Source organism: Verrucomicrobiia bacterium, assembly GCA_035946615.1.
GTDB lineage: Bacteria > Verrucomicrobiota > Verrucomicrobiia > Limisphaerales > UBA8199 > DASYZB01.
Genome location: DASYZB010000036.1, coordinates 16,219 through 32,403, shown reverse-complemented (window position 1 = coordinate 32,403; position 16,185 = coordinate 16,219). Strand labels below are relative to the sequence as shown.

16 protein-coding genes are annotated in these 16,185 nt (G+C 59.2%); 11 read left to right on the top strand and 5 right to left on the bottom strand.

Annotated features, from left to right (window positions below; all coding sequences use genetic code 11):
- Positions 1–152 precede the first annotated feature (152 nt).
- The 7 genes from hisI to VG146_05680 all read left to right on the top strand — a co-directional run bounded on the left by hisI (position 153) and on the right by VG146_05680 (position 6,560).
- The gene (gene hisI / locus VG146_05710) at positions 153–542 is read left to right on the top strand and encodes a phosphoribosyl-AMP cyclohydrolase (GenBank protein HEV2391844.1); all 390 of its coding nucleotides are present in this window, start codon (positions 153–155) and stop codon (positions 540–542) included.
- Positions 542–1,171, top strand: a complete 630-nt coding sequence (locus tag VG146_05705) for a hypothetical protein (protein ID HEV2391843.1) — start codon at positions 542–544, stop codon at positions 1,169–1,171. Before hisI ends, VG146_05705 begins: the two co-directional genes overlap by 1 nt.
- Positions 1,155–2,726 carry an anthranilate synthase component I gene (trpE, locus tag VG146_05700; GenBank protein HEV2391842.1) on the top strand — a complete coding sequence of 524 codons (1,572 nt, stop codon included), beginning with the start codon at positions 1,155–1,157 and terminating at the stop codon, positions 2,724–2,726. Before VG146_05705 ends, trpE begins: the two co-directional genes overlap by 17 nt.
- 46 nt (positions 2,727–2,772) lie before the next feature.
- The gene (locus VG146_05695; GenBank protein HEV2391841.1) at positions 2,773–3,537 is read left to right on the top strand and encodes a thymidylate kinase; all 765 of its coding nucleotides are present in this window, start codon (positions 2,773–2,775) and stop codon (positions 3,535–3,537) included.
- Positions 3,534–4,265: a thymidylate kinase gene (locus VG146_05690; protein ID HEV2391840.1), complete on the top strand. Its 732-nt coding sequence runs from the start codon at positions 3,534–3,536 to the stop codon at positions 4,263–4,265. The genes VG146_05695 and VG146_05690 overlap by 4 nt, the downstream gene beginning before the upstream one ends.
- A 64-nt stretch (positions 4,266–4,329) precedes the next feature.
- Entirely contained in the window at positions 4,330–5,316 is a 987-nt protein-coding gene (locus VG146_05685; protein HEV2391839.1) for an ROK family protein, read from the top strand.
- 548 nt (positions 5,317–5,864) lie between these two features.
- On the top strand, positions 5,865–6,560 hold the full coding sequence (locus tag VG146_05680; GenBank protein ID HEV2391838.1) for a DUF6483 family protein: 696 nt from the start codon (positions 5,865–5,867) through the stop codon (positions 6,558–6,560).
- Positions 6,561–6,614: 54 nt separating this feature from the next.
- Here VG146_05680 and VG146_05675 read toward each other — a convergent pair whose 3' ends face one another.
- From VG146_05675 to VG146_05660, 4 genes are all read right to left on the bottom strand, one after another.
- Entirely contained in the window at positions 6,615–7,835 is a 1,221-nt protein-coding gene (locus tag VG146_05675) for an ABC transporter permease (GenBank protein ID HEV2391837.1), read from the bottom strand.
- The gene (locus VG146_05670; GenBank protein HEV2391836.1) at positions 7,832–8,593 is read right to left on the bottom strand and encodes an ABC transporter ATP-binding protein; all 762 of its coding nucleotides are present in this window, start codon (positions 8,591–8,593) and stop codon (positions 7,832–7,834) included. The genes VG146_05675 and VG146_05670 overlap by 4 nt, the downstream gene beginning before the upstream one ends.
- A gap of 105 nt (positions 8,594–8,698) precedes the next feature.
- On the bottom strand, positions 8,699–10,033 hold the full coding sequence (locus tag VG146_05665; GenBank protein HEV2391835.1) for an MFS transporter: 1,335 nt from the start codon (positions 10,031–10,033) through the stop codon (positions 8,699–8,701).
- A gap of 57 nt (positions 10,034–10,090) precedes the next feature.
- On the bottom strand, positions 10,091–11,431 hold the full coding sequence (locus tag VG146_05660) for an efflux RND transporter periplasmic adaptor subunit (protein HEV2391834.1): 1,341 nt from the start codon (positions 11,429–11,431) through the stop codon (positions 10,091–10,093).
- 154 nt (positions 11,432–11,585) lie between these two features.
- Between VG146_05660 and VG146_05655 the strand changes: the two genes are divergently transcribed.
- Genes VG146_05655 through VG146_05645 form a run of 3 tightly spaced genes read left to right on the top strand, consistent with a single transcriptional unit; the run spans position 11,586 to position 14,530 of the window.
- Positions 11,586–12,641 carry a 3-oxoacyl-[acyl-carrier-protein] synthase III C-terminal domain-containing protein gene (locus VG146_05655; GenBank protein HEV2391833.1) on the top strand — a complete coding sequence of 352 codons (1,056 nt, stop codon included), beginning with the start codon at positions 11,586–11,588 and terminating at the stop codon, positions 12,639–12,641.
- A 27-nt stretch (positions 12,642–12,668) separates the two neighbouring features.
- Positions 12,669–13,496, top strand: coding sequence for a class I SAM-dependent methyltransferase (locus VG146_05650; protein ID HEV2391832.1), 828 nt, complete (start codon positions 12,669–12,671; stop codon positions 13,494–13,496).
- Positions 13,493–14,530: an FAD-dependent monooxygenase gene (locus VG146_05645; GenBank protein HEV2391831.1), complete on the top strand. Its 1,038-nt coding sequence runs from the start codon at positions 13,493–13,495 to the stop codon at positions 14,528–14,530. Before VG146_05650 ends, VG146_05645 begins: the two co-directional genes overlap by 4 nt.
- A 98-nt stretch (positions 14,531–14,628) precedes the next feature.
- On the opposite strand, the gene VG146_05640 is transcribed toward VG146_05645, so the two are convergent.
- Entirely contained in the window at positions 14,629–15,747 is a 1,119-nt protein-coding gene (locus tag VG146_05640) for a N(4)-(beta-N-acetylglucosaminyl)-L-asparaginase (GenBank protein HEV2391830.1), read from the bottom strand.
- Between the two features lie 131 nt (positions 15,748–15,878).
- Here VG146_05640 and VG146_05635 point away from each other — a divergent pair, with 131 nt between their 5' ends.
- Positions 15,879–16,049, top strand: a complete 171-nt coding sequence (locus VG146_05635) for a DUF1328 domain-containing protein (GenBank protein ID HEV2391829.1) — start codon at positions 15,879–15,881, stop codon at positions 16,047–16,049.
- The last annotated feature ends 136 nt before the right edge of the window (positions 16,050–16,185 follow it).

Below are 16,185 nucleotides of genomic sequence, written 5' to 3'. Positions count from 1 at the left end.
CTCAACCGTCGGTCTATATTTTTTCGATTACTGCAAGGAGCCTTGGAAACGCAAAATCACCGGGGGGATAGCCATACTCTGGATTTAGATTTAGCCTCCACCTTTGTTTGCATTCCCATGTTGTTGCTGGTTACATTGCTGCGTCTTGAATAATGAGCTTTTACGACCAACTCAAGTTTGATCCCGCCGGCTTGATCCCGGCTATCATCCAGGACCACGCCTCAGGCCGCGTTTTGATGATGGCCTGGATGAACCGGGCTTCGCTGGAAAAAACCATCCAGACAGGCAAGACGCATTTCTGGAGCCGTTCGAGGCAAAAATTCTGGATGAAAGGCGAGAGCAGCGGGCACACCCAGGCCGTTAAGGACATTGCGTTCGATTGCGACGGAGACACGCTTCTGATCCAGGTCGAGCAGGTCGGCGCCGCCTGTCATGAAGGCTATCGCTCCTGCTTCTTCCGCTCAGCCCGAAACGGCGCAGAGGAACTCCAGGTCACCGAATCACGGCTCCAGACACCTGAACAGATTTATGGCAAGAAATAATGGATGATCTCGTTCCATTCGCTGGCCGCGCTTATTGGCTGATGTTGCTGCTGCTCCTGAGCGCGCGGGCCATGGACTTTCTCAGCACGTGGGTCGCCACGCCCAACCTGGTCCTGGAAGGCAATCCCCTGGCTAAAAAACTGGGTTGGAGATGGGGCATCCCCCTGAACCTGGCCATGTGCCTGGTGTTGGCCTTCTGGCCGCTGCCGGCCATTGTGATTAGCACCACCAGCGTCCTGGTTGCGGCGCGCAACTTTCAATCGGCCTGGCTCATGCGCTCGCTGGGCGAGCACGGCTACCGCGAGTGGCACGTAGAACGGGTTCAGGACGCCAGCATCACTCTTTACTTGTTTTGTCTTTTTGCCCAAACAGCCCTGACCGGCGCGGTGGGCGGCGCGATAATTTACTTCAGCAGCGCTCAACCCCAGCCGTCGCCGGTCCTGCAGGCGATTGGCTTGGGCATTGTGGCCTATGCTCTGGCGGTCGCTTTCTACACCTTGCTGGGCATGATTCGCCTGCGTCGCTCGGCAAAAGCCAGCCTCCGCAGCCTGGTCGCTGGCCGCCTGCCTGAGAGTGCCTCGGCCGCCCCACTGGTGGCCAAAAGGGTACCCGATGAGTTACTCTCCTAACCTGGTCGAGTTCCTGAAACTCAAAGAGCGGGGCAATGTCCTTCCCGTCACCCGGCGGCTACTGGCCGACACCGAAACCCCTCTTTCTGCTTACCGCAAAATCCGCGGGCCGGGGGAATCATTCCTCTTCGAGTCCGTCGAAGGCGGCGAGCACCTGGGGCGCTATTCGTTTGTGGGCTGCAATCCGCGGGCTGTGGTGCGCCAAATGAAAAACCGCGTCGATGTGCTCAAGAATGGAAAAGTGGTGTCGAGCCACGAAATTTCCTCCGGGAGGAAGCCGGATTCTGGCGCGGCGGCTCTTGCGCTCGCAACCGGCGATGGGGCGGCGCCCGCTCAGGTCAGAGACGGATTGGAAGTTGTCCAGCGCCTGATGCAGGCCTACCGCCCCGTCACGCTGCCCGGTCTGCCCCGTTTTACCGGAGGGGCTGTCGGGTTTATTGGCTACGAGTTTATCCATGATGTCGAGCCGGTTGTGCCACGACCGGCAAGGGATGAGGTCCAAACTCCCGTCCTGTACTTTTTGATTGCAGACCAACTCCTCATTTTCGATCGCGTGGCCCAGACCATCACCGTGCTCGTCAACGCCATCCTCGAAGACGCCCCCACCGCCGAAGAAGCTTACGAAAACGCGGTCGCCGAAATCGAACGCCTGATTGCCCTGCTCGAACAACCTATCGAACACCGGCCCGTCAGTGTGCCTGATGATGTGCCCTCGTTGCCTGTTGAATCGAATGTGCCGAAAGAAAAGTTTTTGGCAAACGTCCTCAAGGCCAAGGAATACATCACCTCGGGTGACATCATCCAGGTGGTGGGCTCGCAGCGCCTTTCCATCCCTCTCAAAGCCGGCCCCCTGGATGTTTATCGCGCCGCCCGGTCCATTAACCCCTCACCTTACATGTTCCTGCTCGATTTGGAGGGGTTCTCGCTCGTAGGCGCCTCCCCGGAGATTCATGTCCGATGCGAAGAAGGGCGGGTGGAAATACGCCCAATAGCCGGCACCCGCCGGCGGGGCGCGACGGCGGTGGAAGACCAGGCGCTCGAAAAGGAATTGCTGGCGGACCCCAAGGAGCGGGCCGAGCACGTGATGCTGGTGGACCTGGCCCGCAACGACCTGGGGCGGGTTTGCCAATTCGGCAGCGTTCAGGTCAAAGACCTGATGATCATCGAGCACTACAGCCATGTCATGCACATCGTCTCCCAGGTCGAGGGCCGCCTGTCCCCGGACAAAACGCCTTACGACCTCATGCGCGCCACGTTCCCTGCCGGCACCTTGAGCGGGGCACCCAAAATTCGCGCGATGCAGATCATCTCGGAACTCGAACAGACCGCGCGTGGGCCCTATGGGGGATGCGTCGGTTACTTCTCCTTTAGCGGCAACCTGGATTGCTGCATCACCATCCGCACCGCCTTGCTCAAGGACGGCATGGCCTACGTCCAGGCCGGCGGCGGCTGGGTCAACGACTCGACCCCCGAGGGCGAATACCAGGAGACCCTCAATAAAGCCAAGGCTATGCTCAAGGCCGTCGCCATGGCCGAGGGCTTTGCCCCGCAATAAAAGTGTTGTGTTGCGCGGGTAAAATCCTACTTTCGATTCGCAGGAAATGAAAACGTTCGCCGAACTGAATTTCCCCGGGCGCCTGGTTGCGGTGGAAGGTCTGGATGGCTCGGGCAAATCGACCCAAATCTACTTGCTCAAGCGCTGGTTGGAATTGCAGGGACTAAGGGTTTATCTAAGCGAATGGAATTCGTCGGAGTTGGTCAAGGCCGCCACCAGCAAAGGCAAGAAACGCGAGTTGCTGACCCCAACCACCTTTAGTCTCATTCATGCCACCGATTTCGCCGACCGCTACGAACGCCACCTGGTCCCCCTCCTGCGCGCCGGCTACCTGGTTCTGTGCGATCGTTACATCTTTACCGCCTTCGCCCGCGATGTCGTGCGCGGCTGTCCCCCCGAGTGGGTGCGCGGCCTCTACAACTTCGCCGCGCTCCCTGACCTGACGTTCTTTTTCAAGGCCGACCTGGATGTCTCGCTCAAACGCATCCTGGATGGCCGGCCGCAGTTAAAATACTTCGAAGCGGGCATGGACCTGCGCCTCTCGACCGATCCCTACGAGAGTTTCCGGATGTTCCAGGGACGCATGCTCGAGCAATACCTGGCCATGAGCACCGAGTTTAACTTCCTGGTAATCGACGCCAACCAAGTCGTCGAAAAGCAACAAACCCTCGTTCGCGAATTGGTCGCTCATAAAATCGACTTGTCCAAGTTCATGCGAGCTGAGCAGTTGCCCCAAAAAACGCAGGTCCCGCCTGCCAAATCCAGAACCACACCCCTTCGCGCGCTGACAACCCAGGAACCAGTCCCGTGAGGCACGGTCCCCAAAACGAGATCATAGTGCCGCGGCAGACCCCGCGCCGCTTTTACGGCCATGGCATTCCCAAAGTCGAACTTGAACTGCTGGCCGGGCGCATGATTGTCGTTGAAGGGGCCGATGGTTCCGGGCGTTCGACCCAAATTGCCCGGCTGGTCGAATGGCTCGAAGGCAGCGGCCATGCAACCGTCCAGGTTGGCCTCAAGCGCTCGACACTCGTCAGCGAGGAACTGGAGCAGGCGCAGCAGGGCAACATCCTGAGCCGGACAACGCTGAGTTTATTCTACGCGACCGATTTTGCCGATCAGCTCGAAAACATCATCCTGCCCTCCCTGAAGGCGGGCTTTATCGTTCTGGCAGACCGTTATATCTACACCTTGATGGCGCGCGATATGGTGCGGGGGATGGACGAGGGTTGGTTGAAAAACCTCTACGGCATCGCCCTCGAACCCGATGCGGTCTTCTACCTCAATGTGGCCCCTGAGGAATTGGTTCAGCGCAACTTTGCTAAAAACACCGCCCTGGATTACTGGGAAAGCGGAATGGACCTGGGCCTTTCGCGAGACATGTTCGACAGCTTTATGAAGTACCAGGGCGCAATGCAAAAGACATTCCGCTACTTGCAGACCACCTACGGCTTTAGCATTATCGATGGCATGCGCTCCGCCGACGCCGTCAATGCCGAATTGAGAAAGAAGATCGGCCCGGTCCTGGCGGGGAATTGATCGCCGGCGGATTGGCGCGGCCAAATCGGGCAAGCTTTACCGTGAAATCAGAAAGCGGATTTTGATGGCCGAAGCAACCTCCAAAGCGGAGTACCTGGTGGGCGTTGACCTGGGGGGGACGAAAATCCTTACCGGCGTTTTCAATCGCTCCCTTGAATGCGTCGGGTTGTCCAAGCTTAGCACCAAATCCCAGCGCGGAGTGGACCGGGTCATCGAGCGGATTGCCCGTTGCGTTCAGGACGCCATAGATGAGGCTGACCTGAGCCTCAAGCAGGTCGCCGGCCTGGGCATCGGCGCGCCCGGCGCCGTCGATTTCGACTCCGGTACCGTCATCTTCGCCCCAAACCTCGATGGCTGGAAGGATGTTCCCTTGAAAAAGGGCCTCGAAAAAATCCTCGAGGTCCCCGTATTCGTGGAGAACGATTGCAACATCGCCGCCTTGGGCGTTTACGTCGCCGAACTCAAATCCAAACCGCGCAGCATGGTGGGCATTTTCGTCGGCACCGGTATTGGCGGGGGCGTTATCATCAATGGGGAGCTCTACAGCGGTTTTGGCCACACGGCGGGCGAGGTCGGCCACATGGTCATCGAGGTCAACGGCCCCAAATGCGGTTGCGGCAACAAAGGGTGTTTCGAGGCCCTGGCCAGCCGGACCGCTATTTTCCAGCAAATCAAAGCCGGCATCAAGGAAGGCCAGAAGACGATCCTCACCGAGATGCTGGGCGAAGGCCTCGAAGACCTCCGCAGCGGCGATCTGCGCAAGGCTATCCGCCGGGGAGATAAATTCGTGGATCGAATTGTGGAAGGGGCCGCCGAGTACATCGGCGTGGCGACGGCCAACTTGGTCAATATCCTCAACCCGGAGGTGCTGGTCCTGGGGGGCGGAGTCATCGAAGCACTCGCTGATGAAATGATGAGCGTCATCATTGAAACCACCAGAGATTACGCCATGCCCGGCGCCATGAAAGGCGTCGAGATTGTCGCCTCCAAATTGGGAGACACCGCCGGCATCACCGGAGCGGCCGTGCTGGCGCGCCGTGAAACAAAATAAAAAAACCGGGCTAGTCAGTCAGGGGGTGACCGAAGAGCCCGGGGAATTTTCGAATTAAGTACAACAGTAGGATTACGGAGAACATCGGCCCTGGTCTGTACCCGGAACCAGGCCCGAAATCACTTTGGGCTGACAAAGAACAATTCAACCATGCCCGAAAAATTCTAAGGCGTATCTGCCTACAATAAATCATTGAGTCTAATTCCTGTCAACGTGTTTCTCATAGGTATTAACCTAAGTAAAGCATCCTATAAGCAACACCGACATAACCCCTCTTTTTCTGGCTTACTATTCATTCTGACAAACCCCGATTCAACTTTATTCAAATAAATAATTGTTGGGAGCTGGTTTCGGGTAGTTTGACCCTTGTTTTGTAAGGGTTTTACCTACTTGACGACTCCGGAGTGAAGCTTTGGAGCTGTATCCCGGCTGGTCTTATTGAGTTTTTGCCGTTTGGGTTCCTTTCTTTTTTATCGCGGGCGGCGCTCGGCTCCCGTAAGGTGAAACCAGTTCAAATTGTTCCAAAGCTGTAAGCGGGGGGGCAGAGCTTGATTCGACGCGATTATATTCTCCGAATGCTCCAGGAGTTTTTTGAGGTCCTGTCCAGGATGAAGGCGCTCAAGAAAGACCAACTCTGGGACGAGGCAGCCGCTGCGCTCGATGCAGAGTTCCGGAGGCTCCTGGAGTCAGATGCCTCGAGCCTGATTCAGTTGAGCCAGACTGAGCTGCTGGCGCTTCTGATTCGCGGTGAAACAACCCAGTCGGCGCGTCAGAAAACCCTCATGGTAACCGCCCTGTTGAAGGAAGCCGGTGACATCGCGACTGGCCAGGAGCGCCCGGCAGAAGCCCGCGCCCTTTATTTGAAGGGCCTGCACCTGTTGCTCAATGACCTGGCGCTGGGCGAGCCGTCCGACCGCGCCGAGTTTGTGCCTGGAGTGGATGTCTTCGCGGGCGCGCTGGCGGATGCACCCTTGCCAATCCCCACACAGGCCCTGCTGATGCAGCACTACGAACGCACCGGCGGATTCGCCAAGGCCGAGGATGCCCTTTTTGCCATCGTCGAAGCGGCTCCGGACCATCCCGGTCTGCTGGACTTTGGGACTGCCTTTTACCAGCGACTGGAGAACCAAAGCGACGCGGCCCTGAGCGCCGGAAATCTGCCGAGGGAAGAGATTCAAACTGGCCTGGCGGAGTTTGAAACCAGGGTGAAGCAACTATCACCAGATGCCCGGAAGGCTCAATGATTTAACGCGGGCGGTCAAAAGCGTCACGGGTGTGGCGGTAGTTGAGGTGGGCGCTTATTCGTAGCGGAGGGCGTCGATCGGATCGAGCCGGGAGGCCTTTCGGGCAGGATAAAAACCGAAGAAAACGCCCACAACAGCGCTGACCAAAAAAGCGGCGACCACCCACATAATCGGGGTGACGACCGGCCACTGCTTCCAGGCCTCGATGATTTTGGAAGTCCCCATCCCGGTTGCGATCCCGACAATCCCGCCAAAAACACTGAGGGTCACGGCCTCAGTTAAAAACTGCAGCAGAATGTCGTTCCCGCGCGCGCCGATGGCCATGCGGATGCCGATTTCACGGGTGCGTTCGGTAACGCTCACCAGCATGATATTCATAATTCCAATACCCCCCACGACCAGCGACACACACGCAATGGCGGCCAGCAAGTAAGTCATCGTCTGGGATTGGGCCGTGGCCATATCGGCAATCTCCTGCTGATTGCGAACCGTGAAATCATCGTCCTTGCCTGGGGTGATGCGATGGCGTTGGCGCAGCAGATCGATAATCTGTTGCTGAACCGGGTTCAGCAGAGAAGGTTTGGCAGCCTGGACGAGAATGGTGCGCACGTTGGTGGCGCGCTGCACCCGTTTCATCGCGCTGGTGTACGGGACAATGATGAGGTCATCCTGGTCCCAGCCCTGGACTGACAGGCCCTTGGGCAAGAGCATCCCGACAATCGTAAAGGGGACGTTGCGGATGCGGATAATCTGACCAATGGGGTCCTCCCCCGGATAAAGTTGGTCGGCGATGGTTTTGCCAATCACAGCAACTTTGCCGGCGACTCGCACGTCCTGCTCGGTGAATGGCGCCCCAGCGACGACCGGCCAGTGGCGAATGTCGAAATATTCCGGAGCCTCGCCGATGATTTGGGTGAACCAATCCTCGTTGCCGGCTGCGACCTGGGTCGATGTGCGCACTTCGGGACTCATTGCGGTCACTCCGGGAATTTCACGCTCGATGGCCTCGGCGTCTTCAACCGTGAGCGTTCCTGCCCCACCCCATCCGCTGTGAACACCGCCGCGGGTGAAATTGCCTGAAAAGATGAGGATTACGTTTTCGCCCATGCTGGCGATTTGGGCTTCGATTTGCGATTTTGCCCCGTTGCCGATTCCGACCATCGCGATGACGGCGCCCACGCCGATGATCATTCCCAGCATCGTCAGCAAGGTGCGCAGTTTATTGCGGCGCAGGGCGCGCGCGGCGATTTTGAGCGTGGCCAGAATCCGTTTCATACGGTTAATTGAACAGCTTGTTGAGCGTCGCGCAAGCGGCGCAGTTCGATTTCGGCGTTGAGTCTATCCGTCACAGCCACATCGCTGACGATTCGCCCATCGCGCATGATCAGGTTGCGCCGGGTGTAGCGGGCAATGTCCAGTTCGTGGGTGACCATCACGATGGTGATTCCCTGTTCGTTGAGTTTTTGGAAGACCCCCATGATCTCGATGCTGGTCTGGCTGTCGAGATTGCCGGTGGGCTCGTCGGCCAGGAGCAGGGAGGGCTGGTTGACCAGCGCCCGCGCAATGGCCACCCGCTGCTGCTGGCCACCCGAGAGCTGGTTGGGGTGATGGTCCGCTCGATCCGCCAGGCCCACCATCTCGAGGGAACTGACCGCCCGTTCCCGTTGCTCACGCCCGGTCAGGTGGCGGTGCGTGTAGAGCATGGGCAATTCGACATTCTCGAGCGCCGAGGTGCGCGAGAGCAGGTTGAACCCCTGGAAGATAAAGCCGATCTTCTGGTTGCGGATATCTGCCAGCTCATCGCGACCCAATTCAGAAATATCGGTGCCATCGAGCAGATACCGGCCTTTGGTCGGGCGGTCCAGGCACCCAATGATGTTCATCAGCGTCGATTTGCCCGAGCCGCTGGCGCCCATAATGGCGACAAACTCACTGGTGTGGATTTCGGTCGAGACGCCGCGCACTGCGTGTACATCCACTTCACCCGTATGATAGACCTTGTAGATTTCTTCCAATTCAATAACGGTGTTCATGCTGTCAAATGCTGGCAAACGGCCTTGGAACGCGCGGCAGCGCCTTGGACTGTGCCAGTCCCGCGGCGATTTTTTGGAGCACTCGACAGACGTTCCGGCAATAAACTAACCGCCTTCTCCGATGGTGCCGCCTGCCGATTCGGGCGAGGGCTGTTGGCGGACAATGAGCCAGACCACCAGCGCAGCCAGCGCGCAAACAATTGCGCCCGTGCCCACGGCCCATTGGACACCCATAGAATTCGAAAGGGCCCCTGCCTCGAGTCCGCCGATGGGTGTCATCCCGCCAAACACCAGCGCCCAAATACCCATCACCCGCCCCCGCATGGCGTCCGAGGAGCTGGTCTGTAAGAGGGTATTGACGGTCGAGAAGAATAGCAACATGCCCCAGCCTCCCACTTCCAGGAAGACCAGTGCGAGGAAGTAGTTCTTCACGAGGGCCAACAACAGCAGCATGCAGGAAAAAACCATCAGACCCCCAAACACCAACAGGCGCCGATTGGTCTGGCTGCCGATGGTCGCCACGGTGAGGGCCCCCAACAATGCGCCGATTCCATTGGCGCTGAGCAGAAATGCGTATTGCGCCTGGCCAACGTGGAGCACATCCGTGGCATACGCCGGCATCAGCACCGAATAGGACCAGCCAAAAATACCCACAATCGCGAAGAGAATCAGTATCGTGCGCATGCGCCGGTCGCGCCAGACATAGAGGAAACCCTCCCCGGCGTGGGCCCAGGCGGAGCTGGCGCGATGGGGCGGCACGAACCGGGGCAGGCGCATCAGCCAAAGCCCGGCGAGGACGGCCAGGAAGCTGACTCCGTTGAGAAAAAAGCACATCGCCATCCCGGCACGGGCCATGAGGAAACCGGCGACTGAAGGGCCAATCACACGGGCGCCATTGACAATCGAGCTGTTGAGCGAGATGGCGTTCATCAAGTCCTCGCGGCTGGTCATCTCGACCATGAATGCCTGGCGCGCCGGCATATCGAAGGCCATCGCCAGACCGCCTGCGCCCGCCAGCACCAGAATCTCCCAAATCCGTATGCGCCCGCTCCAGACCAGGGCGGCGAAAACGAAGGCAGCGAGCATCATGCTCGTCTGGGTCCACAGAACGATATTGCGTTTGGAATGCCGATCGGCAACCGAACCGCCCCAAATCGAGAAAAGCATCATCGGCGCCGAGGCGACCGCCGCCGTCACCCCCAGGAGCATCTTTGAGCCGGTCAGCTCGTACACCAGCCAACCCTGCGCCGTGTTCTGCACCCAGGAGCCGATTAGAGAGATAAGCTGCCCTCCGAAGAACAGGCGAAAATTCCGATGCCGCAATGCCGTGAATGTCTTGCGCCAGAGCAAATGTCCCAAGACCACGCGACGCGGTTGGCCGGTTACCTCTTCGGGCACACTGGCTATTTCCGAGGGCGCATTCCGGCTTTCGAAAGGCATGCTGCTTTAACCTAGAGGCCCGGGAGCGCTTTTCAAATGTCTTCTCACCGCGCACGGCTAGAACCTGCGAACGAATGGGTTGGATGGCCCGCGGCGCGAATCGGCTGACAAAATAACGCCCGTCACGACCTGATCGCCCTCTTTCAAGCCGGCCAGCACTTCGGTGTTGATCCCGTCGTTGATTCCCACCTTTATTTGGACCGGTTTTGGTTTCGCGCCCTCCGGGTCCTTGGGATCGAAATTGGCCGGCAGCACATAGACCGTCCGGGTGAGAGGCCTGTCGGGTTTGGCGTGCCCTGCGCCTCCGCCTGGCTTGCCACCAGGGCCACCCGGGCCGCTTCCACGACGTTCGCCGCCCGGACCGCCTCCACCTCTTCCGGCGCCCTGGCCCGCCCCACCGCGTCCGCCGGTTGCAGGCGCCGCCTGGGCAGCCGTTTGGGCAACCTCGTTGGTCCATCCTTCCACCGCATCGGGCGGGTGGAAGCGCAAAGCAGCGTTTGGAATGCGCAGGGCCTCCTCGCGCCGCGCCGTGATGATCGAGACGTTTGCCGTCATTCCCGGCAGCAATTTCAGATCGGAATTATGAACCCCAATCACGCAGTCGTAATTAATCACGTTCTGGTTGGTAATGGCCCCATAACGAATCTGGCTGACCTTGCCGTGAAACGTGCGATACGGATAGGCATCGACGCTGAAGTCCACATCCTGGTTAGTGACAACACCTCCAATATCCGCCTCCGAAACCAGGGCGTCGATTTGCATTTTGGTCAGGTCGTTGGCGATCACCGCAATAGTGGGTGTATTAAAACTGGCGGCGACGGTCTGGCCCACGTCAACGGCCCGGGAAATAACAACCCCATCCACAGGGGCGTAAATCGTGCAATAGGAAAGCTGGACCTCGGCATTCTTCAAGATGGCCTCGTCGCTCTGGACCTGGGCCGCGGCCTGCTCCATCTGGGCTTGGGCGATATCATTGTCCGATGCCGAGACCAGCTTATTAGTGTAAAGCTCTGCGGAGCGATGCGCCTGGACTGTGGCCAGCGAGAGGTTCGCCTTGGCATTAGCCAGATCGGCCTTCGCCTTCAGCACGTTTATGTTGTAAGTGGACGGATCGATTTCGGCGATGATCTGGTTGGATTTGACCGTCGAATTGTAATCAATAAAGAGGTGTTTCACTATTCCAGAAATCTGGCTGCCGACCGAAACGTTAATGACCGGAGCCAACTGGCCGGTAGCCGTCACGACCTGCGTCAGGTCGCCCCGTGTGACTGGAGTGCTCTGGTATTGCGCCGGCGCATCGCGCTTGGTTTTAACATACCACCCCACACCGGCCGCTGCTGCCAGCAGCAGCACCACCAACGCCCATCTACCCCAATGAAATCGCTTTGCATTAGCCATATCTATCGCCTGTCTTTTAGCGCCTCTCCAATATGAGACCACGCCACCTGCCCCGAGGTTACCCTATTTCGGGATTCTGTCGATACTTGCGCGCCCCAATCGCCCAATCGACAAAATCGTTAGCGATTTGAGGCGGACCACACTAGGTTGACCAATGTTTATCGCCGGATTGGGGACGGCTGCCCCGCCCCAACGCTACACGCAACTCGAGTGCTGGGAAACCGCCCAGCGCGCCGCCCATTTCCAGCAGTTGAGCCCGCGCTCGCGCGCTATCCTCAGAAAAGTTTTGACTGCCAACAACGGGATTACCACCCGGCACCTGGCTCTCGCCGACCTCACGGAGGCCTTTGACCTAAATCCTGACGCGCTCCAGGCGCGTTTTGTTCAAAATGCCCCGCTTTTGGCGGCCCAGGCCGCCCAGCGCGCTCTCCAGAATGCCGGCGCATCAGCCCGGGACATTGACGCACTGCTCATTAGCACCTGCACAGGGTACTTGTGCCCGGGCTTGACCAGTTATGTCGGCGAGTTGTTGGGATTGCTACCCGAGGTGCTGGCGCTCGATTTGGTGGGCCAGGGTTGCGGGGCCGCGCTCCCCAATCTTCGCGCCGCTGAGGCCCTCCTTGCCGCAGGCCGTTGCCGGCGCGTTTTGTCGATCTGCGTCGAGGTTTGCAGCGCCGCCTTTTTCTGGGATAACGATCCCGGCGTGCTCATCAGCGCCTGTCTGTTCGGCGATGGGGCAGGCGCGGCAGTGCTGGCTAACGAATCCAATGGCCACCGCCGCCTCGAATGGAAAATGGGCGGCTCATTGATTAACCCGGCCGACCGTGACCTCCTGCGTTTTGAGCAACGCGGGGGAATGCTTCGCAATGTCCTTTCTCCCCAGGTGCCCGGCTTGGCAGCGGCCCAGGCGGAACGGGTGTTGGCCTCCGTGTTGGGCCAAGGCCCCTGTCCGCGCGAGGGAATTAATCAATGGTTATTACACCCTGGCGGACGGGACGTTCTGGTGGCGCTTCGGCAGCGCCTCGGCTTGTCAGAGCAGGACACCCGCTGGAGCGCCGCCGTTTTGGCCGAATATGGCAACTTAAGTAGCGCCTCACTCTTTTTCGTGCTGGAAGCCGCTCTGGCCGGGCGGGCGCCGGGCGGCTACTGGTGGATGGCCTCCTTTGGCGCAGGCTTCAGCGGGCATGGGGCACTGCTTCAAGTGGATTGAGCAAGCGAACTGGATTGAGGGGTATTTGTGAAACGCGAGGTCGCACCGGAATTGCTCGATGAACTCCCGCCACAGGATTTGCGGGCCAGGGGTTCGCGAAACGATTTATTGCGAATCAATGCCTGGATGGGAAATGCCAGGACCATTGCAACGGCCTTGTCAACGGCCTTTGATGGAACCAAGCCAGCCACCCTCATCGACCTTGGAGGCGGTGATGGCCGGTTCCTCCTGCAAGTGGCTCGCCGCCTGGGGCCTCAATGGCAAGGCACCATGGCATCATTGGTGGACCGCCAAGGATTGGTCTCGACTGACACGTTCTGCCAATTCAAAAGACTCGGCTGGATACTCGAATTGCGCCAGGCCGATATCTTTGATTGGCTTGGCGAGCATTCTGCATACCCCAACGCCATCATTCTGGCCAACCTGTTCCTTCACCATTTCAGCCCTCATCAGTTGGCCCAACTACTTCGCCTCTCGGCCCGGCGCGCTTCTTTGTTTGCCGCCGTTGAACCGCGACGTTCGCTGATGGGCGTCTTTTTCAGCCGGTTGGTTTTGCTCATCGGATGCAATGCCGTCACTCGTCATGACGCGCCCGTGAGCGTCCGCGCTGGATTTAAGGGACGAGAGCTATCAGCACTCTGGACTTCGGCGACCGCGACCCGCCAGGAGCAGTTCGATACCGCCGGCATACAAATTCATTCCGGCAGTGGCGGTTTTGCCGCCCAACCTAATTTACGGGAGCATTGGACATTCATCGAGCGGTCTGCAGGCTTTTTCTCTCATCTCTTCTTGGCCCGAGCTTCCACGCCACGCGCAGCCAACTTCTCTGCGCATGCCGTCCCCGCGCTGAAATGAAGTCACTCACCATCATTGGTGGAGGGCTGGCCGGCGTGACCCTTGGCATCGGCCTGCGCCAACGGGACGTTCCGGTCACCATCTGGGAAGCAGGCCGCTATCCACGACGTAGAGTTTGCGGCGAATTCGTCAGTGGCCGCGGCCAACAAGTCCTCGAACGCCTTGGTTTGCTCGATTTATTCCAAAAAGCAGGCGCGATTCAGGCCGGCATGGCCGCCTTCTTCCTGGGAAACTCAAGCTCTGCGCCCCGCGCGGTGAGTCCTCCGGCTTTGTGCTTGTCGCGTCTGACCATGGACGCCTTGCTGGCTGGGCACTTTCAAAGCGGTTGCCAGGGCCTGCTGCGCCAAAACGCGCGATGGACCGGGAACACTTCCCAGGAGGGCCTGGTTTGGGCTGCGGGGCGCCGCGCCCAGCCGATCGAAAACGGATGGCGCTGGTTCGGGTTGAAAGCTCACGCCCGAAATGTCCGGTTGCTGGCAGACCTCGAAATGCATGGCCAGGACCACTCTTACGTCGGGTTATGCCGCTTGCCAGGTGGAGAAACCAATGTTTGCGGCCTGTTTCGACGAGCTGCCGGTTCGGATGGACCATCTCCAAGCTGGCAGGATGCCCTGCGTGGGCCGCCTGGCAGCCTGTTGCATGAGCGAATGGCTGGAGCCCTTTTCGACGAAGGCTCCTTCTGCTCGGTGGCAGGGCTCCCTTTGCGCCCTGCCCGTGCCACTGGCCGCCCTGAGTGCCGAATCGGCGACGCCCTGACCATGATCCCGCCTGTCACCGGCAATGGCATGTCCATGGCCTTCGAGGCAGCGGGCCTGGCCATCGAGCCGCTTTGCGCCTACAGCCGCGCGGAACTTTCCTGGTCAGAAGCCAGGCAGGCCCTCGCCCGTGCTTGTGATAACGCCTTCGCCAAACGCCTTGCATGGGCTAAAGTGCTTCAATGGCTCATGTTCTGCCCCGTATTCAAGGGAAGACTTGGCCGCGCGGCCCTCAATTCGGATTGCCTCTGGCGGTTCCTCTTTTCCAGGACCAGATGAGCCAGTTCGACGTTCGATGTTCGACGTTCGGGACCCCAGGAAAGCCAATGACGCTGATGCCTCCGCCTGCTCAGATTGCTCCGCCCGCTCCCCCGCCCCTACTCCGCTTCTCCCTCGAACATGGCGTCCATCGTCACAAACTCCGGCCCGTTCTCCGTGCAGACCGCATACTGCACCGGCTTTTTGCCCCCCATCGAGTAGAGCGTCGCCCCGGCATAATCGCCGTTCCGGTTCATGGCGTAATAGCTAATGTTGAAATTGGGCTTGCCGTCACTGCGCAGCAACCGCTTCTCGATCGTGTTGGCCACCACCCGTTTCAATGCGGCCATGCACGCGTCCTTCGGCGAGGTCCCCGCGCGCATCAACTCCACTACCCAAAATGAATTCAGCGAATACAGATTGGCCTCGCCTCGCCCCGTGGACCCTGCCGCTCCCACATCGCCATCGACGTACAATCCCGCACCAAAAATAGGCGAGTCCCCGACGCGCCCTGGGATTTTCCAGGCCAGCCCGCTGGTCGTCGTGACCCCAGCCAACTCGCCTTTGGCGTTCAGGCCGTTGCAATTGATTGTCCCGTAGAAATGGTTCGGGTCGATCAACCCCTCGGCCACCATCTGCAGGCCCGCCCTGTGCCCGGCCTCGGCCCGCTCCTTTGGGTCCGGGTAATGTTCCGGGTCGGTTCGATGCTTCCAATCGAGCCAGAGCTTGCGGGACTTGTCCGTGTTCAAGTCCTCTTCGATCTTGAACCCGAGATTGCGCGCGAACTGCTGCGCCCCGGCGCCCACCAGCAGCAGGTGGTCCGTCTCTTCCATCACCTTCTTGGCTACCAGCGACGGAGTCCGCACCCCCTCGATGCAGGCAACGGCGCCGGCCTTTTTTGTTGGCCCATGCATGACGGACGCATCCAGTTGCACGACCCCATCGGCATTGGGCAATCCGCCGTAACCGACGCTGGTGTCTTCCGGGTCCAACTCCACGATATTCACCCCCGCCACCACCGCATCGAGCACATCCCCGCCGCGCGTTATCATTTCAAAAGCCTTGGTCACACAGGTCTGCCCGGCGCTATCTTTCGAAATATTCCCGTTGGCGGACGACATCACTAAAGGCCGCGCGCTCTTGCGGACCAGCACCTGCGGCGCCTGGCCTAGAGCCAGTAAAGAGGGGCTGGCCAGCGCTCCAATGCCAGCCGTTGTTACAAAATTACGGCGGTTCATTTGCATATGATTTCCAAGAGCCTGAACCGGAGCCGCCTGGCTTGCAAGAGTCGAATGATTCAATAGTTCAAAAGTTCAAAAGTAGGGACAAACCCGATGGATTGCATGGGAAGGGTGACAGAGGTTTAACCATGTTAGGATGGGCATTAACATTCTTGGTAATCGCCATTATCGCGGCGATCTTTGGTTTCGGTGGCATCGCAGGAACAGCAGCCGGCATTGCGCAGGTGCTATTCTATATCTTCCTGGCCGTCTTTTTGATCTCCGTGATCATGGGCCTGGCCAGGGGACGGCGACCCTAGCCGAAGGTTTTCCTCCCGGCTGAGCCGGAACGATGCATTTGGTTTCCGCGGCGAGCGGGCCGGATTCCCCCTCTCCTCCTTTGGAGGAGAGGGGGCGTGAGCGTCTACCGGCCGCCGCACACTGAAACCGCGCACT